Here is a 17,595-nt window from a genome sequence, read left to right as displayed (position 1 = left end):
CACCTCATGACTGCTGAGAAGACCGACGAATACGACCTGATCGTCCTGGGCGGCGGGCCGGTGGGCGAGAACGTCGCCGATCGGGCCGTGCAGAACGGACTGACCGCGATCATCGTGGAGAGCGAGCTGGTCGGCGGTGAGTGCTCCTACTGGGCATGCATGCCGTCGAAGGCGCTGCTGCGTCCGGCCCAGGCGCTGCGCGCGGCGCAGAAGGTGAAGGGCTCGGCCGAGGCGGTGACCGGAAAGCTCGACGTGCGCGCGGTGTTCGACCGCCGCGACTCGTTCACGAGCAACTGGTCTGACGACGGCCAGGTGAAGTGGCTCGATTCGGCGGGCATCGACCTCGTGCGCGGTCACGGTCGCCTGACGGGCGAGCGCGAGGTGACCGTGACGGATGCCGAAGGCGGCACCCGCGTGCTCCATGCGCGCCACGCGGTCGCCATAAGCACGGGATCGGATGCCGTGATCCCGCCGATCGAGGGGTTGAGTGAGTCCTCTCCCTGGACCAGTCGCGAGGCGACCAGCGCCGAGGAGCTTCCGGATTCGCTCGCGGTGATCGGCGGCGGAGTGGTCGCGGTCGAGATGGCCACGGCCTACGCGGCGCTCGGTTCGAACGTGACGATCATCGCCCGCAGCGGTCTGCTGGGGGCGATGGAGCCGTTCGCGGGAGAGCGCGTCGCGGCGGGGCTGAAGGAGCTCGGCGTCGACGTGCGCACCGATACCGGCACGACCAGCGTCACGCGCAGCGACGACGGCGTCGCGATCGTGCTCGACGACGGCTCAACGGTCACGGCGGCCGAGGTGCTCGTGGCGACGGGGCGATCTCCGCGCAGCGGTGACGTCGGGCTCGACGTCGTCGGTCTCGAGGCCGGTCGCTGGATCACCGTCGACGACACGATGCGGGTGCCGGGCTCTGACTGGCTCTACGCGGTGGGCGACGTCAACGGCCGCGTTCTGCTCACCCACCAGGGCAAATACCAGGCGCGGGCCGCAGGCGACGTGATCGCGGCACGAGCCAGGGGCGAGGATGTCGACGACGCCCCCTGGGGTCGGCACGTGGCGACGGCCGACAGCGCCGCGGCACCGCAGGTGACGTTCTCGTTCCCCGAGGTCGCGTCGGTCGGCCTCACCGAGGCCGAGGCGCGCGAAGCGGGCACCGATGTCGCCGTGATCGACTACGACCTCGGCGGGGTCGCCGGGGCGAGCCTCTACGAAGACGGCTTCGAAGGACAGGCGCGTCTCGTCATCGACAAGGAGCGCGACGTCATCATCGGTGCGACGTTCGTCGGACCCGAGGTCGCCGAGCTCGTTCAGACGGCGACCGTGGCGATCGTCGGCGAGGTGCCGATCGCCCGCCTGTGGCACGCGGTTCCGGCGTACCCCACCATCAGCGAGATCTGGCTTCGGTTGCTCGAGGCCTACGGGCGGGACTCGGCATGACGACGGTCGGCGGATGCGAAGAACGGATGCCGCGCGGCGCCATCCGTTCCGGCATCCGCTCCGAACAGCCGATGAGAGATCTGGTGCGATCGGTGCGCCCGGAGCAGGATTGTGTCCCACATTGACGACGTCGGGCACAACCCCCCGACGAATGTCGCACACCTCTTATACGCTCGAACCCACATCCGAGGAGGCAGGACCATGAAGGCTGTACTCGCAGGAACCGTCATCGCCGAGGCCGACGAGAGCGATCTCGCCCGCATCGAGGGAAACTGGTACTTCCCGCCAGCGTCGATCACCGAGGGAGCGCTCGTCGAGAGCCCGACCCAGTACACGTGCCCCTGGAAGGGCGCAGCGCAGTACTTCTCCGTGCAGGCGGGTGGCGAACTGCACACCGACTACGCGTGGTCCTATCCCACTCCGTTCCCGAGTGCCTTCGACCGCGTCGGCAAGGACTTCTCGGGCTTCGTCGCCTTCGACCCGCGGGTCGAAGTCTCCGCATGACCTCTGTATGCCGCAGCCGGGGTGCTGACGCCCGTCTCGTCGATCGACCGACCGGAGAATAATCGTGATCGAGTTCCGCAACGTCACCAAGCAGTTCCCCGACGGCACCACCGCCGTCAAGGACTTCAGCCTGGTGCTCCCGTCTCGCAAGACGACGGTGTTCGTCGGATCCTCGGGATGCGGCAAGACCACCCTGCTGCGCATGATCAACCGGATGGTCGAGCCGACGTCGGGCGAGGTCGAGATCGATGGCGAGAGCGTGCTCGGCGGCGACCCCGTCGCGCTGCGTCGCCGCATCGGCTACGTCATGCAGAACTCGGGTCTCATGCCGCACTTCACGGTGATCGACAATGTCGCCACGGTGCTGCGCCTCACCGGTGTGAAGAAGGCGCCGGCGCACGAGCGCGCGCGGGAGCTGCTGAAGACGGTCGGCCTCGACCAGTCGCTGGCCGAACGGTATCCCAGCCAGCTCTCGGGCGGTCAGCAGCAGCGCGTCGGAGTGGCCCGCGGACTCGCAGCCGATCCGAACATCCTCCTGATGGACGAGCCCTTCGGCGCGGTCGACCCGATCGTGCGCGCCGACCTGCAGCAGGAGACGCTGCGGCTGCAGCACGAGCTCGACAAGACCGTGGTGTTCGTCACGCACGACATCGACGAGGCCTTCCTGCTCGGAGATCAGGTCGTGATCCTCGACAAGGGCGCGCGGATCGTCCAGGTGGGCAGCCCCAGCGAGATCATCGAGAACCCCGCAGACGACTTCGTCGCCTCCTTCATCGGCGCCGACCGCGGGCGCCGCGCGCTGCACCTCAGAGAGACACCGCACGGCACCGTGGTGGTCGATTCCGAGGGACGCACCCAGGGCGCGATCGTGGCCGAGCCCGAGAAGTCCGCTGGTCCGCTCGCCGGCCCGGATGCCGCCGCCCTCGGAGCCGTGCAGAGCGGACTCACATGAACTGGGTCGTCGACAACCTCGATCTGATCGTCGACCTGACTCTGGTGCACCTGCGTCAGAGCATCGTTCCGATCGTGCTCGGCTTCGTGCTCTCGCTGCCCCTCGGCTGGGTCGCGTGGAGGTTCAAGCTCGTGCGCGGACCGATCATCGTGCTCACGGGGCTGCTCTACACGATCCCCTCGCTGGCGCTGCTGATCCTGCTGCCGTCGGTCGCGGGATACTCGGCCCGCAGTGAGACCAACCTCATCATCGCGCTGACGATCTACGCCATCGCCATCCTCGTGCGGGGGGTCTCCGACGGCCTCGACTCGGTCGACGACGACATCCGCCAGGCGGCTACGGCCACCGGGTTCGGGTCCTTCCGGCGCTTCTGGGCGGTGGAGTTCCCGCTCGCCGGCCCGGTGATCCTGGCGAGTCTGCGGGTCACTGCGGTCAGCACCATCTCACTCGCGACCGTCGGCATCCTGATCGGCATCACGAACCTCGGCTACCTCTTCACCAACGGCCTCGACCGCCGCATCATCGCCGAGGTGTTCGCCGGCATCATCGCCGTCGTCGTCATCGCGTTGGTGATCGACCTGCTGCTTCTGCTCGCGGGGCGGGCTCTCATGCCGTGGACGCGTGCGACGACCAAGACGAGCGCGGCGCGACCAGTCGTGGTGGGGGCGCCCGCATGAACCTCTTCCTCGAAGCATTCGCCTGGATGCTGGCCCCGGCCCAGTGGACCGGCAACTACGCACTGCCGAAGCTGCTCGGTGAGCACCTGACGCTCACAGCGATCTCGGTGGTCATCGCGGCGGCCATCGCAGTGCCGCTCGGGTGGCTCATCGGTCACACCGGCAAGGGACGCGAGATCGCGGTGGCCGTATCGGGTGCGGCACGCGCGATCCCGGCCTTCGGCCTCATGATTCTCCTCGTGCTCCTGCTCGGCGTGCTCCGCGTTCCCCAGGCCGCGATCACGACGTTCGTGCTGCTTGCGATCCCGTCCCTGCTCGCCGGTGCCTACACCGGGCTCGAGGCGATCGACCGACGGGTGATCGACTCGGCGAAGGCCATGGGGATGACGGGCTGGCAGATCTTCTGGAAGGTCGAGGTTCCGCTCGGTCTTCCGCTGCTCGTGGGCGGCATCCGCTCGGCTCTGCTCCAGGTCATCGCGACTGTCACGATCGCCGCGTACGTCGGCCTGGGCGGGCTCGGCTACCCGATCATCCAGGGCATCCCGCTGCAGCGCTTCGACCAGGTGCTTGCGGGAGCGATCCTCGTCGCCACGCTGGCGCTGATCGTCGACCTGCTGCTCGCCGCCGCCCAGCACCTCGCCGTCCCGAGAGGGCTGCGCACGGGCGGCCGCCCCTCACGCCGACGCTCGCGCGCGCTCGCTCCCGCGGCCGAGCCCTCGAACTCGGAGCCGCCCACCTCCGGTGACGGACCGACTCCGGTCGCCACCGAGCCCGCCACAGCCTGAATCCACAGCACAGCAGTCCCCAGAAGTCCCCCAGAGAAGAGGAAGTCCATGTTCACAGCACGAGGCAAGCGCTCTGTCTTCGCCGTCGGCCTTGTCGCCGCGGCGGCACTCACCCTGTCCGCCTGCGGTTCGAGCGAATCGCTCGGCGAGCCGGCCGACTCCGGCGAGAGCTCGGGCAGCGGCGACACGATCGTCGTCGGCTCCCAGGCGTACTACTCCAACGAGATCATCGCCGAGATCTACGCTCAGGCGCTCGAAGGCGCCGGCTTCGACGTCGAGAAGCAGCTCAGCATCGGTCAGCGCGACGCGTACATGCCCGATGTCGAGTCCGGCGAGATCGACGTCTTCCCCGAGTACACGGGCAGCCTGCTCGAGTACATCTCGGACGATGAGATCGACGTGACGAGCCCCGATGACGTCTATGCCGCTCTGCAGGATGCCCTGCCCGAGAGCCTCACGACCCTCGATTTCGCCGAGGCGACCGATCAGGACTCCTACACGGTGCTCAAGAGCTTCGCCGAGGAGAACGGCCTGACCACGATCGGCGACCTCAGCAAGGTCACCTCGCAGGTCACGATCGGCGCCGCGCCCGAGTTCGAGCAGCGTCCGTACAGCCCGGCTGCGGCCAAGGAGGTCTACGGCGTCGACCTGGCGTTCTCGGCCACCGGCCCGACCACGCTCGAGTCGCTGCTCGCAGGGCAGATCCAGGTCGCAGACATCTACACCGCCGACCCTGCGTTCGAGACGGAGGAGATCGTCGCTCTCGAAGACCCCGAGAACCTGATCATCTCGTCGAACGTGGTGCCGATCGTGTCGAGCGACATCGCCGATGACGTCTCCGATGTGCTCAACGCCGTCAGCGCCAAGCTCACCGGTGAGGAGCTCGTCGCCCTCAACGTGCTGAGCACGGTCGACCAGCAGTCGTCGGAGGACATCGCCAAGAAGTGGCTGGAAGACAACGACCTCGTCTGATCGCGAGTCGTTCTCATGAGAAGTGCCCGGGCCCTCAGGGTCCGGGCACTTCTGCGTGTGAGGTGCGGTGGTCCGCCTCGCCGGGTGAGTGCGCTAGACCCGGGCATCCTGCCGCGGGATCAGCACCTGCTTGATGATGATGAGGATGGATGCCGCGACGGGCACCGCCACGAGAGCGCCGAGCAGGCCGAGCAGCGTGCCACCGGCGAGGGCGCCGATCACGACGAGGGCTCCCGGAACGGCGACCGCCTTGTTCATGACGCGAGGGGTGATGACGTACGCCTCGATCTGCATGTACACGAGGTAGATGAGAGCGAAGACGAGCGCTGCGATCGGGTCGCTGAACAGCGCGAGGCTCGTGCCGATGATCCAGAAGATTACGGATCCGACGAGCGGGATCAGGGTGATGCAGAAGGCGACCGTCGCCATCAGCGGCGGGAACGGCAGCCCCAGGAATACGTAGAGCAGGAACGCGAGCACGGCGTTGCAGAACGCGAGCACGACCATTCCCATCACGTACGCGCCGACCGAGTCGGTGATCTGGTCGGTGATGTCGCTTGCGCGAGCGCGGTCACGGGCGGGAGCGAGACGCAGCATTCCCGTCTTGATCGAGGGCAGCGTCGCAACGAAGTAGAGCGTGAGCACGAGCACGACGATGATGCCCGAGACGGCGTTGGCGATCGAGGCACCGACCTGCAGCGCCCCACCGCCGATCGCGGCGATGTTGCCCGGATCGGAGAGGAACTTCTGCACCTCTGCGACGAGGTCCTGGAACTGGTCGCCGAACTGGGCGTCGAGTGTCGCATAGATGTCGCTGCGGGTGAACTCCTGGATCATCCCCGGCACCGACCGCACGAAGCTCGCGATCTGGTCGATCACGACCGGAAGCACCATCCACACGACGAGGCCCGCCACGACGACGAGTCCGAGGATCGCGACCACCACGGAGATGGCCCGCGACAGCCCTCGCCGTTCGAGGAACCGCACGGTGGGGTCGAGCCCCAGGGCGGCGAACAGGGCGAGTGCGATGTAGATGAGCACGGTTGACAGGTTCGCGACCGCCAGACCGAGCACGATGGCGGCGAGGCCGCCGAGCGTCACCAGGAATCCGAACACGAACGGACGGTCGATGCGCGTCCAGAACGACCGGCTCGGCGTCATGGGCTCGACGACGCCGTGACGGGAGGCGGGCGACGTCGACTCGCGCGGACCGGTCGCCGTGACGGCGGCGGGCCCTGTCGTCGGCGAGATCGCGGACGCGGAGCCGTCAGCGGATGCGTCGGTCGACGAGGGCTCGCGCTCGGACGCCGGGGGTGGGGCGGATGCGGCAGCGGATCCGCTCGAGGACGGCTCGTGCTCTTCTCGGCTCATGTGCTCACGATAGCGTTCGACCGGGGCGCGACCGAGGAGCCATCCCCTGTCCGGGGTGGGGTCGTTCAGCCCCGTGTTTCCGTAGAGTAGGGGGCATGACCGCCGCCGAAGACCCCCGGGCTGAACTCCTCCGACTGCGCTCGAGCATCGACAACATCGACGCAGCACTCATCTTCATGCTCGCCGAGCGCTTCCGTGCCACGCAGCAGGTCGGCCAGCTCAAGGCGGAGCACGAGATGCCCGCATCCGACCCGGGGCGCGAGGAGCAGCAGGTCGCACGCCTCAAGGCACTGGCCGAGGAGGCGCATCTCGATCCGGAGTTCGCCGAGAAGTGGTTCAACTTCGTGGTGGCCGAAGTCATCCGCCATCACACCGAAGCCGCCGAGGGGCGATGATCCGGCCGTCCGGGCGGATGACAGTGTGTGCAGCACTCACCCGCCCGGGGACCGAACTAAGTTTATTGAATAAACTATGACCGAGGGTACGCAGAACCACCAGGTCTGTCAACCAATTCCTGCAACGGGACCGGCACCATGCTGAACAGCGACGACGCACTCGACACGCAGGCCTCCGTTCGCCGCGCGAACCTGCGCCGGGCGCTGCAGCTCGTGTTCCGCAACCCCGGCTCGGAGACGAGGGCGGGAATCGCGCGCGCCACCGGTCTCACGGCGGCGACCGCCTCATCCCTGGTGGCCGAGCTCATCGATCTGCGGCTGATCGTCGACGGCGAGCAGGCGGCCAGCACCGGCGGCAAGCGGGCGACGACTCTGAGCATCGAGGCCGAGCATCACGTGATCCTCGTTCTCGTGATCAGGCCGACCGACGCACGGATCGCGCTGGTCGCGCTCGACGGCGCCGAGGTCGAGACGCGACGGGTCGCGTTCTCCGACGAGTCGCGGGACCGGATGCTCGACGACGCCGTGGCCGATATCGCGGCCGAGTATTCCGGACGCCTGCTCGTCGCCGGCGTGCAGCTTCCGGGCACGACGGACGGACGCCGCGTGTTCGAGAGCGTGCAGCTGGGATGGACGGACGTGCCGCTCGCCGAGCGCTTCGAAGCGGCGCTCGGGATTCCCGTGCTGCTCGTCAACGACGTGGATGCCGAGGCGATCGCCGAAGCGGCCAGGGAGGACGAATCCTCGGGCTATCGGCTGTTCATCCACATCGGCACCGGCATCGGCGCGGCGGTCACCCTCGACGGCGAGCTCGCTCCGGGCCCTCGTGATCGTGCGGGCGAGATCGGCCACGTTCAGGTGGAGTTCGGCGATGGCGCACGGACGTGCCGGTGCGGGCGGCGCGGATGCCTCGAGTCCGCATCGTCGATGACGGCCATGCTCGGTGATGACTTCGATGACGCCATGGACGACGGGGCCATCACGGCGCTCGCCGCTGCTGCCGACGGCGAGCACCTGGCTGAAGGAGCACGGGCGCTCGGCCGCACCGTCAAGCTCATCGCCGCCGTGCTCGACGCGGCCGAAGTCGTGATCGGCGGACCCGCGCGGGCGCTGGGCGACAGATTCCTGCCGCTCGTGCAGGCAGAGGTCGACTACACCGCCACAGGCACCGCGAACGTGCCGGTGCGGTACGCGGATTCGGACGCGTCTATCTCGACGGGCGTCGCTCAGGTGGCGCTCTCGAGTGCGTTGGGCGTGCGCTGGAGTCCGGCGCAGCTGCGCGCGGCATCCGCTCCGGAACCCGACGCCGGCGACTGACGCGCTGCGCGGCCGACACCGGAGGTCGCGGCCGCTCTCGCGTCCGACCCTCAGCGCGGTGAAGCGATCCCGACGAGTGCGGCGATGAGCCCGGCCATCACCAGGATCGCGATCGCGAGGTAGTGGACGATCTTGCCGGTGACGAGCATCGGGAGGTCCGGTCCGTCGTACGATGCGGGGTTGAACATCAGGCCGCGGGCGCCGAAGCTCCACCGGATGCCGAACCCGATCCGTCGCAGCGCACGCGATGGTGCAGCGAACGTCCGCCCGCTCTGCTCGCGAGGCGCCTTCCATGCCGCTTGCGCCGCGTACCAGGCGATGACGAAGAAGGGCATCGCGAGAGACACGGCCCAGGCGATGAGTGCGACGCCGATCAGGGTGCCCATCCCGGGGTCGAGCGATCGGATGAAGAACAGCCCGAGCGCCGCGAGTCCGACCGCTGCCGGAACGAGCACCACGCCCCAGCCCCATCCCGGGTGTGCGTCACCTGACGGTCGTCGATCGACCCGTCCAGCATCCTGCCATGTCATATTTCCCCCCTGCATCACCACCTTAGACGGCACCCGACGGGTCCCCTCGACATGCCTCGGGGAGACGACGATGCGGAGCGCCACCCCGGGGTGGCGCTCCGCATCCGGTCCGCAGGTTCTACTTCACGCTGCCGGCGGTGAGGCCGCCGACGAGGCGCTTCTCGATGAGCATGAACAGGATGACGACGGGCAGGATCGCGACGATCGAGACGCCGAACACGTACTGCCAGCTGGTCTCGTACTGACCGACGAACTTGGTGAGCGCGACCGACAGCGGCTGGTTCTTGTCGGTCGAGAGGATCACGAGCGATGCGGCGAACTCGTTCCAGCAGGCGACGAACGTGAAGACGATCGCCGTCACGATGCCCGGCCAGACGAGCGGCAGGTTGATCTTGAACAGCACGGTGAAGCGTCCGGCACCGTCGATCTGGGCGGCCTCGTCGATCTCCTTGGGGATGCCGGCGAAGAACGAGTGCATGATCCACACCGCGAACGACAGGTTGAACGCCGCGTTGATGAAGATCATCGCTGCCCACGTGTCGCTGAGCCCGAGCACCGTGAACTGGCGGAACAGGCCGGAGGTGAGCACGGCCGGCTGCAGCATCTGCGTCACGATCACGAGGAACAGGAAGACCATGCGCCCGGGGAACTTGAAGCGGGCCGTGTAGTACGCGGCAGGCAGCGAGACGACGAGCACCAGCAGCGTCGCGAACACGGCGATGATGATCGTCGAGATCAGGTTGTACGGCAGCGGCGTCTCGGGGGTCGACCACATCGAGATGTAGTTCTCCCAGTGCCACTCGATCGGCAGGTAGGTCGGGTCGACCGAGCGGATCTGCGACTTCGTCTTGACGGAGCCGAAGAACATGATCAGGTACGGCAGCACGAAGATCGCGAGCACGAGGATGCCGGCGGCCATGCGCAGGATGACGCGGGGCAGTGTCACCTGGTCTTCGGTGTAGCGGCGCTTGCGCCCCGGGATGCGGGGAGCGGCGTCGTCTCCGGCGGTGGTGACGAGGGCGGTCTCGGTCAGCGTCATGATCAGACCTCCTTCATGGGCTTGACGGCCTTGACGTAGATCGCGACGATCACGATCACGATGAGGAAGGCGACGACGGAGAGCGCGCTGGCGACGTCGACCTTCTTCTGCAGCTCGATGTATTTGAAGATCATCGTCATGATCGTGTCGGCGCCGTAGCCCGGTATCGACCCGGTCATCACCTTGAGGATCGGCAGCGAGTTGAACACGTTGATGATGTTGATGAGGATCGCGACCGCGAGGGCGCTGCGCAGCTGGGGGACGACGACGGTCCAGTAGGTGCGGGTGGGGCCTGCGCCGTCCATCTTCGCGGCCTCGAGGGTGTCGGCCGGGACCGTCTGCAACCCGGCCAGGATCGTGTACGTCGTGAAGGGCAGCGACACGAAGATCGCGATCACGATCGACCAGGCGAAGGCGGTGGCCGGGTTCTTGGTCCAGCCGTAGCCGACCGCATCGTCGGAGAGCCCGATGTCGTAGAGGAACTTGTTGAACACCCCGAAGTACGGCTCGAGGCTGTAGTAGAAGACCATCGTGGTCATCACGACGGATGCCGCCCACGGCACGATGACGGCCATGCGCACGATCTGCCGGCCGGGGAAGGCCTTGTTGAGGATCTGCGCGAGTCCGAGCGAGATCAGCACCGTGAAGGTCACGACCGCCACGACCCAGATGATCGTGCGGAAGATGATCGGCCAGAACTCGGCGAACGTGAACACGGTCACGAAGTTGTCGAAGCCGACCGAGCCCTTGTCGAGGCCCGAGAGCGAGATGTCGCGGGTGGAGTTGAAGAACATCACCCCGGCGGGGAACAGCACCACGCCGATGATGAGCAGCAGGGCGGGGGCGATCCAGGGCAGCGCCTGGAGCAGGTCCTTGCCTCCCGGCCTGCCGCGGGTCGCGCCCGTGCGGCGCCCCGGGGCGCGGGGGCGGCCGGTGGCCGCCCCCGCGAGGTTCGAGGATTCTTTCGTCTGGCTCATGGGAATACCCGAACCTCTCCGTCGCTTGGTGTGGACAGGGTCAGCGGGGCTCAGCCCGCGTCGACCTGTGCCTGGATCTCGGCGAGGACGTCCTGCGCCGGCTTCGACTGCAGCTGACCGAACAGCGCCTTGAAGGCTCCGTCGGTGGCCGACCACTTCTCATTCGTCGACGGGTAGAACTGCGCGTCGGGCAGCACGTCGAGGAAGGGCTTGAGAGCCTCCTCGCCGGCGAGCTGCTCGGCACCCGACTTGGTGACGGGCAGGAAGCCCTCGGCCTGCACCCACGGCACGTACACGTCGGCCGAGTAGTAGTAGTCGAAGAAGGCGGTGATCGCCTCCTGCTTGTCGCCGTCGTTCTGGAACGCCATCAGCTGGTCCATGACGCCGAGCGTGAACGGCGAGCCGTCTTCGGTCGGGATCGGGACGATCGAGTAGTCGAGCTCGGGGTTGCCCTCCTCGATCTGGCCCACCGTCGGCGGCAGGCCGACCTGCATGCCGATCTTGCCCTGGATGAAGATGTCCATCAGGGGCGAACGCTGGGTCGAACCGGGGTCTGCCTGAGTGGCGCCCGCGTCGATCATCTTCTTGATCTGCTCGGCACCGGCAAGGTTCTCGGGGGTGTCGATCGTGATCTCGGTGGCATCGCCGAACGAGCCGCCGCCGCCCCAGAGCCACACGGCCGCCTCGGCCTGAGCCTCTTCGGAGCCGAGCGGCATGCCGTATCCGGCCACGCCGCCGCCGAGTGCCGACACCTTGGTCGCGGCATCGAGCAGCTCGTCCCAGGTCGTCGGAGCCTCGACGCCCGCCTGCTCGAGCAGAGCGTTGTTGACGAACAGTGCGCGGGCCGACGCGATCAGCGGCAGGGCGTAGGCGGTGCCGTCGACCTCGGCGTTCGCGAGGAACGCGTCCTGGAAGTCGGAGTAGGTCTCCTCTGACACGACGTCCTCGACCGGGTAGAGCAGCTCGTCGCCGACGAAGCCGGCGAAAGGGCCGCCGTTGTAGATGTCGGGAGCCTCGCCGGCCTGGATCTTGGTGGAGACGACCTTCTCGAGGTTGTCCCACGACTGCACCTCGAGATCGACCTTGATGTCGGGGTTCTCCTTCTCGAACCCGTCGATCACGTCTTCCCACAGGCCCTTGGTGGCGTCGGAGTAGCTGGGGACGAGGAGGTTGAGAGTGGTCTCGCCCTCTGCGTCTCCACCGCCGCCGGTCGAGCCGCCGAACCCGCACGAAGCGAGCGTGAGAGTGGCGGTTGCCGCCAGGGCAACGGCGCCGAATCGCAGTGACTTCTTCATGTGTATTGCATTCCTCACTGTGTAGGTGGTGCACAGTCGCAAGCACAACTCACGCGACGGTGCGTGTGATCGCCTTCCCTGGGTGGCTGGGCGATCGGTTCGAGCCGGATCGGCTCGAGGAACCCTCCATGGACCGGATCTCCGGAGGGGCGGTGGAACTTGTTCGATTATTTGTCAGGAGAATAAACAAATCAAGAGGAACCTTGCAAGGATTCCTTTTGTCGACATACTATGATCGAATAAGCCGCTAAACAATCACAAACTTGCAACATCTGGTCCGGAGGGCCCGACATGACCGAACTTCTGCCCGGCGCACACATGCGCGAAGAACTGAACTCGCAGCCCGAGACCTGGGCCCGCGCGGCCGATCTCCGCGACATGCAGGCGCTGCTGCCGGCATCCGGAGCCCGCATCGCCGTCGTCGGATGCGGCACGTCGTGGTTCATGGCTCAGTCGTACGCGTTCCTGCGCGAGACGGCGGGGCAGGGCGAGACCGATGCGTTCGCGGCATCCGAGGCCTTCGTCGACCGCGGCTACGACGCCGTCGTCGCGCTGACGCGTTCCGGCACGACGACCGAGGTGCTCGAACTGGTCGAGCGCATCAAGGGCCGCGTTCCGACGATCGGTGTGATCGGCGACGAGACCTCGCCGCTCGTCTCGCTCGTCGACGAGGCCGTGCTGCTGCCCTTCGCCGACGAGAAGTCGGTCGTGCAGACCCGCTTCGCCACCACCGCCCTCGCGCTGTTCCGCGCCTCGCTCGGTGAAGACCTCACCGGCGCGATCGACGATGCCGCGGCCGTGCTCGCCGCCGACTACGACGACGAGCTGCGAGATGCCGAGCAGTACTCGTTCCTGGGTCGCGGCTGGACCGTGGGTCTCGCACACGAGGCCGCTCTGAAGATGCGCGAGTCGTCGCAGTCGTGGACTGAGTCGTACCCGTCGATGGAGTACCGCCACGGCCCGATCGCGATCGCCGCACCCGGCCGCGTGACCTGGCAGTTCGGCGAGGCGCCGGAGGGCTTGGCCGCCCAGGTCGAGGCAACGGGGGCGCGGTTCGTGCAGCATCCGATCGACCCGCTCGCCGACCTCGTGCGCCTGCACCGCGTCGCCCTGGACAGGGCCGTCGCCCGCGGGCTCGACCCCGACCAGCCGCGCAACCTCACGCGATCCGTCATCCTGGATGCATGACCCGACCCACCAGCGGAGCGATCGATGACCAGCCCTGAGAATGCCGCGAGCATCGCCGATGTCGTGACTGACGCAGCGGGCGAGAGGCTCGCCGCCGCTCGCCCGCTCGGCCACGGCGTGCCGGTGCTGGCTTTCGACGTGGGCGGCACCGACATCAAATCGGCGCTGTTCGATGCCGATGGCACCGCGCTGGGTCTGCGCCGCACCCCGACTCCCGTGGCCGCCGGCGATCGCACCGAGGTGTTGATCGAGCGGCTCGGAGTGCTCGCCGCCGAGCTGCGGGCCGAGCATCCCGACGTCGTGCCGCAGGCGGCCGGACTCGTGGTGCCGGGGATCGTCGATGCGGAGGCCGGGCTCGGCATCTTCGCCAGCAACCTCGGATGGCACGATTCGCCGCTGCGCGATCTCGCCTCGGCCAAGCTCGGACTGCCCGTGGCATTCGACCACGACGTGCGCGCGGCGAGCTGGGCCGAGCACCGCCTGGGCGGTGCCCGCGCCTACTCGAACTCGGTCGTGCTGGTGATCGGCACCGGCATCGCCGGCGCGCTGCTCGTCGGCGGAGAGCCCTACACCGCGGGCGGCTATGCGGGTGAGATCGGCCACTCGCCGATCGCCGACGGCCCCGCCTGCGCCTGTGGTGCCCGGGGCTGCCTCGAGGTGGTGGCGTCTGCCGGGGCGATCGCGCGCCGTTATCGCGAGGCGACGGGCATCACCCCCGCCGGCGCCAAAGACGTGATCGCCCGTGCCGCTGCCGGCGACCGCGTGGCCTCCGAGATCTGGAACTCGGCGCTCGACGCCCTCACTCTCTCGCTCGCCCAGCTCACTGCGGTCGTCGCGCCCGAGGCCATCGTGATCGGCGGCGGGCTCTCGCGGGCGGGCGGCGCGCTGTTCGACGAGCTGCGGGCACGGCTCGCCGAACGCCTGAGCTTCCATCGCCTACCCGAGCTCGTGCCGGCCGAGCTGTCGGGCAACGCCGGCATCCTGGGCGCGGCGCTGCGCGCGAGGGAGCTCGCATGATCCTCACCGTCACGCCGAACCCGGCCCTCGACCTCACCTGGCACGTCGATCGACTCACTCTCGGAGAGACGCACAGAGCGGATGCCGGCGCAGTGCGAGCCGGCGGCAAGGGCCTGAACGTCGCGAGGGTCGCCCACGCTCAGGGGGCCTCGGTGCTCGCCGTGTCCACCGCCGGCGGCCGCAGCGGCGTCGAGCTCGCCGCCGAGCTCGGTGCCAGCGGGGTTCCTCACCGGCTGGTGCCCGTGGTGGGTGCCACTCGGCAGAGCATCGCGATCGTCGACGCGGCGCTCGGAGACACGACGGTCGTCAATGAGAGGGGTGTGAACCCCTCCGATCCCGAGTGGGCGGCACTGCTCGGCGAGGTCGTCGATGCCCTCCCCGGCGCGCAGGTGCTCGTGATCTCGGGCAGCCTGCCGCCCGGGGCGCCCGAGACGCTGCTGCCTCTGCTGATCGGCACGGCTCGGGATGCGGGCGTGCCCGTGATCGTCGACACCTCGGGACCGGCTCTCCTGCACGCGGCGGATGCCGGCGCATCCGTGCTCAAGCCCAACGCCGCCGAGCTCGTCGAGGCGACCGGCATCACCGACCCGGTCGGCGGTGCCCGCTCGCTGATCGAGCGCGGTGTCGATCTCGTGCTGCTGTCGCTCGGCGCCGAAGGGATGCTCGCCGTCACGGCATCCGAGGTGCTGCACGCCCGTCTCGACGCCCCGCTCGCCGGAAACCCGACCGGCGCCGGTGATGCAGGAGTGGCCGCGTGCGCGGTGCTCTATGCCGACGGCATCCGTGATCCCGAGACCGTTCTGCGCCGCGCCACCGCGTGGTCGGCCGCCGCCGTGCTCATGCCGCTCGCGGGAGAGATCTCCGACGACTGGCAGGCGCTCGAGCAGCGCCTCGTCGTCGCCCCCTACGACTCCGCCCTTCGAGAGGACCCCCTGTGACCCTGGTCTCCGCCCGCGAGCTCGTGACGGATGCCGCGGTTCGCGGCACCGGCATCGGCGCCTTCAACGTGATCCATCTCGAGACCGCCGAGGGGCTGGTGCGCGCCTCGGCCGCCGCCGGGCTGCCCGTGATCCTGCAGATCTCGCAGAACTGCGCCGACTATCACGGTGGCCTCGAGCCGATCGCGCTGGCGACTCTCGCGGTCGCCCGTCACGCACAGACGCCGGTCGCGGTGCACCTCGATCACGCCGAGCGCCCTGAGCTCGTCGATGAGGCGATCGCCCTCGGCTTCGGCTCGGTCATGTTCGACGGCGGAGCGCTGCCCTATGACGACAACGTCGCGATCACGGCTGCCGTCGCCGAGCGAGCCCATGCGGCCGGCGTCTACGTCGAGGGCGAGCTGGGCGAGGTCGGCGGCAAGGACGGTGCCCACGCACCGGGCGTGCGCACCGACCCCGACGAGGCGCGGGCGTTCGTGGCCGCGACCGGAGTCGATGCACTCGCCGTCGCGGTGGGCTCGTCGCACGCCATGACGGACCGCACGGCATCCCTCGACCTCGCTCTCATCGCACGCCTGCGCGAAGCCCTCCCCGTTCCCCTCGTGCTGCACGGATCATCGGGAGTCTCGGACGCCGTGATCGCCGACGCCGTGCGCGCGGGCATGACGAAGATCAACGTCTCGACGCACCTGAACGGGTTCTTCACCCGTGCCATCCGCGCGACCCTCGACACCGATGAGAGGCTCGTCGACTCGCGCAAGTACCTCATCCCTGCGCGCGATGCGCTCGCCGGGGAGGCGGCGCGGATGCTGCGCCTGTTCGCCCTCGAGTCCACCGAGGTGGCGGGGTGAGTCACGCGAAGGCGGGCAGGATGGTGACATGAAGCGCGCCGCCCGTCTGAATGCGATCCTCGATCTGCTGGCCGCGGACGGCGAGGTGAACGTCGACGAGCTCGTCGAGCGCTTCGGCGCCTCGGCCGCCACCACCCGCCGCGATCTCGACTCGCTCGCCGAGCAGCGTCTGCTCACCCGCACGCATGGCGGGGCCGTCGCGCACTCGGTCGCCTACGAGCTGCCGATCCGCTACAAGAGCCATCAGCGCTCGCACGAGAAGGAGAGCATCGCCCAGGCCGCCGCCGCGCTCGTCACGCCGGGCATGGTCGTCGGGCTGTCCGGTGGAACCACGACCACCGCGATCGCCGCAGCGATCGCCGCTCGCGACGATCTCTCGGCCGGGCCGGGCATCACGGTGGTGACCAACGCCGTGAACATCGCCGCCCAGCTCGCGACCCGACCCGACATCAAGGTCGTGGTCACGGGCGGAGTGATCCACTCGCGCAGCTACGAGCTGGTGGGCCCGTTCGTCGAGCAGCTGCTGAGGGGAGTGCGGCTCGACATCGCCTTCATCGGAGTCAACGGAATGGATGCCGTTGCCGGAGCCACCACGCAGGATGAACGCGAAGCGGCGGTGAACCGCATGATGGCCGAACGAGCCCGCCGAGCCGTGGTCGTCACCGACAGCAGCAAGATCGGCACTGTGGCGTTCGCTGCCGTCGGCGGCCCGGAGCTGTTCCCCGTGCTCCTGACCGACGACGGCGCGGATGCCGCGACTCTGGCCGCGTTCCGCGACGCGGGCTACGAGGTCCAGACCGCCTGACCGGCCGATCAGTCCTCGGACCGCACCAGCTCGCCGGTCGGTCCGTCCGCGGGCCCGAAGAGCGAGAGCGCGTCGCCGCGCATCATCGCCCCATCGGACAGTGCGAGCCACGGCACGACGCCCTCGGGGCAGCCGGCTTCCGTGTGTCCCCCCGAGAACTCGAGGTGGATGATTCCACCGTCCCGGCCATTCCAGACCCCGGAGTGCGTGTTGCAGCCGTCGAAGCCGACCAACGACCCATCCGCATTCAGGGTCAGGGTCACGCCCGGATCGTCCGGGGACGTCCATTCGCCCACCGCCGCCGCACCCGGTGAGGGTGTCGAGTCAGTGGCCGTGGGGGTCGGCGTCGCTGAACTCATCCCCTGGTCGGTGCACCCCACCGACACCGCCGCGCCGAAGACGGCCACTGCGACGAATGCGAGCACTCGTTTCGACCTCATGACGACCAGCTCTCCGCACGCCGGGCACACTGCCGTCGGTGCTGAATGTGCCTGTGATCTTCGCATGCGGACTCGACTCTCACAAGCAACACAGTGCCGAAC

At 68.4% G+C, this 17,595-nt stretch carries 19 protein-coding genes; 13 read left to right on the top strand and 6 right to left on the bottom strand.

What is annotated here, in order from left to right; all coding sequences use genetic code 11:
• The first annotated feature begins 6 nt into the window (after nucleotides 1-6).
• The 6 genes from ACIP5T_RS11405 to ACIP5T_RS11380 all read left to right on the top strand — a co-directional run bounded on the left by ACIP5T_RS11405 (nucleotide 7) and on the right by ACIP5T_RS11380 (nucleotide 5,330).
• Entirely contained in the window at nucleotides 7-1,440 is a 1,434-nt protein-coding gene (locus tag ACIP5T_RS11405; RefSeq protein ID WP_400863189.1) for a dihydrolipoyl dehydrogenase family protein, read from the top strand.
• Nucleotides 1,441-1,641: 201 nt separating this feature from the next.
• A complete protein-coding gene (locus ACIP5T_RS11400; protein ID WP_056310755.1) occupies nucleotides 1,642-1,944 on the top strand; it encodes a DUF427 domain-containing protein in 303 nt (100 codons plus the stop codon).
• Nucleotides 1,945-2,008: 64 nt separating this feature from the next.
• Nucleotides 2,009-2,896, top strand: a complete 888-nt coding sequence (locus ACIP5T_RS11395; protein ID WP_400863187.1) for an ABC transporter ATP-binding protein — start codon at nucleotides 2,009-2,011, stop codon at nucleotides 2,894-2,896.
• The gene (locus tag ACIP5T_RS11390; RefSeq protein ID WP_400863185.1) at nucleotides 2,893-3,573 is read left to right on the top strand and encodes an ABC transporter permease; all 681 of its coding nucleotides are present in this window, start codon (nucleotides 2,893-2,895) and stop codon (nucleotides 3,571-3,573) included. Before ACIP5T_RS11395 ends, ACIP5T_RS11390 begins: the two co-directional genes overlap by 4 nt.
• The gene (locus ACIP5T_RS11385; RefSeq protein WP_400863183.1) at nucleotides 3,570-4,358 is read left to right on the top strand and encodes an ABC transporter permease; all 789 of its coding nucleotides are present in this window, start codon (nucleotides 3,570-3,572) and stop codon (nucleotides 4,356-4,358) included. The genes ACIP5T_RS11390 and ACIP5T_RS11385 overlap by 4 nt, the downstream gene beginning before the upstream one ends.
• A 48-nt stretch (nucleotides 4,359-4,406) precedes the next feature.
• Nucleotides 4,407-5,330, top strand: coding sequence for an ABC transporter substrate-binding protein (locus ACIP5T_RS11380; RefSeq protein ID WP_400863182.1), 924 nt, complete (start codon nucleotides 4,407-4,409; stop codon nucleotides 5,328-5,330).
• Between the two features lie 93 nt (nucleotides 5,331-5,423).
• On the opposite strand, the gene ACIP5T_RS11375 is transcribed toward ACIP5T_RS11380, so the two are convergent.
• On the bottom strand, nucleotides 5,424-6,701 hold the full coding sequence (locus ACIP5T_RS11375) for an AI-2E family transporter (RefSeq protein ID WP_400863181.1): 1,278 nt from the start codon (nucleotides 6,699-6,701) through the stop codon (nucleotides 5,424-5,426).
• Nucleotides 6,702-6,796: 95 nt separating this feature from the next.
• On the opposite strand from ACIP5T_RS11375, the gene ACIP5T_RS11370 reads away from it, so the two are divergent.
• Together ACIP5T_RS11370 and ACIP5T_RS11365 are read left to right on the top strand one after the other, a co-directional pair.
• Nucleotides 6,797-7,096, top strand: coding sequence for a chorismate mutase (locus ACIP5T_RS11370; protein ID WP_400863180.1), 300 nt, complete (start codon nucleotides 6,797-6,799; stop codon nucleotides 7,094-7,096).
• A gap of 138 nt (nucleotides 7,097-7,234) precedes the next feature.
• Nucleotides 7,235-8,413 (top strand): ROK family protein, encoded by a 1,179-nt coding sequence (locus tag ACIP5T_RS11365; protein ID WP_400863178.1) that lies wholly within the window; start codon nucleotides 7,235-7,237, stop codon nucleotides 8,411-8,413.
• 50 nt (nucleotides 8,414-8,463) lie between these two features.
• Here the strand turns inward: ACIP5T_RS11365 and ACIP5T_RS11360 are convergent, their stop codons facing one another.
• The 4 genes from ACIP5T_RS11360 to ACIP5T_RS11345 all read right to left on the bottom strand — a co-directional run bounded on the left by ACIP5T_RS11360 (nucleotide 8,464) and on the right by ACIP5T_RS11345 (nucleotide 12,254).
• Complete coding sequence (locus ACIP5T_RS11360) at nucleotides 8,464-8,943, bottom strand: hypothetical protein (RefSeq protein ID WP_400863176.1); 480 nt, start codon at nucleotides 8,941-8,943, stop codon at nucleotides 8,464-8,466.
• Nucleotides 8,944-9,061: 118 nt separating this feature from the next.
• Nucleotides 9,062-9,982, bottom strand: a complete 921-nt coding sequence (locus ACIP5T_RS11355) for a carbohydrate ABC transporter permease (protein WP_400863175.1) — start codon at nucleotides 9,980-9,982, stop codon at nucleotides 9,062-9,064.
• Nucleotides 9,983-9,984: 2 nt separating this feature from the next.
• Nucleotides 9,985-10,959 carry a carbohydrate ABC transporter permease gene (locus ACIP5T_RS11350; RefSeq protein WP_400863173.1) on the bottom strand — a complete coding sequence of 325 codons (975 nt, stop codon included), beginning with the start codon at nucleotides 10,957-10,959 and terminating at the stop codon, nucleotides 9,985-9,987.
• Between the two features lie 50 nt (nucleotides 10,960-11,009).
• The gene (locus ACIP5T_RS11345; protein ID WP_400863172.1) at nucleotides 11,010-12,254 is read right to left on the bottom strand and encodes an extracellular solute-binding protein; all 1,245 of its coding nucleotides are present in this window, start codon (nucleotides 12,252-12,254) and stop codon (nucleotides 11,010-11,012) included.
• 291 nt (nucleotides 12,255-12,545) lie between these two features.
• On the opposite strand from ACIP5T_RS11345, the gene ACIP5T_RS11340 reads away from it, so the two are divergent.
• From ACIP5T_RS11340 to ACIP5T_RS11320, 5 genes are read left to right on the top strand one after another with little or no spacing between them, the layout of a single operon-like run.
• A complete protein-coding gene (locus ACIP5T_RS11340; protein ID WP_400863170.1) occupies nucleotides 12,546-13,442 on the top strand; it encodes an SIS domain-containing protein in 897 nt (298 codons plus the stop codon).
• Between the two features lie 24 nt (nucleotides 13,443-13,466).
• A complete protein-coding gene (locus ACIP5T_RS11335) occupies nucleotides 13,467-14,459 on the top strand; it encodes an ROK family protein (RefSeq protein ID WP_400863168.1) in 993 nt (330 codons plus the stop codon).
• Entirely contained in the window at nucleotides 14,456-15,397 is a 942-nt protein-coding gene (locus tag ACIP5T_RS11330; RefSeq protein ID WP_400863166.1) for a 1-phosphofructokinase family hexose kinase, read from the top strand. Before ACIP5T_RS11335 ends, ACIP5T_RS11330 begins: the two co-directional genes overlap by 4 nt.
• The gene (locus tag ACIP5T_RS11325) at nucleotides 15,394-16,248 is read left to right on the top strand and encodes a class II fructose-bisphosphate aldolase (RefSeq protein ID WP_400863164.1); all 855 of its coding nucleotides are present in this window, start codon (nucleotides 15,394-15,396) and stop codon (nucleotides 16,246-16,248) included. The genes ACIP5T_RS11330 and ACIP5T_RS11325 overlap by 4 nt, the downstream gene beginning before the upstream one ends.
• Before the next feature lie 28 nt (nucleotides 16,249-16,276).
• Nucleotides 16,277-17,053, top strand: coding sequence for a DeoR/GlpR family DNA-binding transcription regulator (locus ACIP5T_RS11320; RefSeq protein ID WP_400863163.1), 777 nt, complete (start codon nucleotides 16,277-16,279; stop codon nucleotides 17,051-17,053).
• An 8-nt stretch (nucleotides 17,054-17,061) separates the two neighbouring features.
• Here the strand turns inward: ACIP5T_RS11320 and ACIP5T_RS11315 are convergent, their stop codons facing one another.
• The gene (locus ACIP5T_RS11315; RefSeq protein ID WP_400863161.1) at nucleotides 17,062-17,493 is read right to left on the bottom strand and encodes a hypothetical protein; all 432 of its coding nucleotides are present in this window, start codon (nucleotides 17,491-17,493) and stop codon (nucleotides 17,062-17,064) included.
• Nucleotides 17,494-17,595 lie beyond the last annotated feature (102 nt).

This window comes from Microbacterium sp. NPDC088619, assembly GCF_044752825.1.
Classification (GTDB): Bacteria; Actinomycetota; Actinomycetes; order Actinomycetales; family Microbacteriaceae; genus Microbacterium.
Note: the sequence above shows the minus strand (reverse complement) of the source record. Positions and strands in the feature narration are given on the sequence as shown.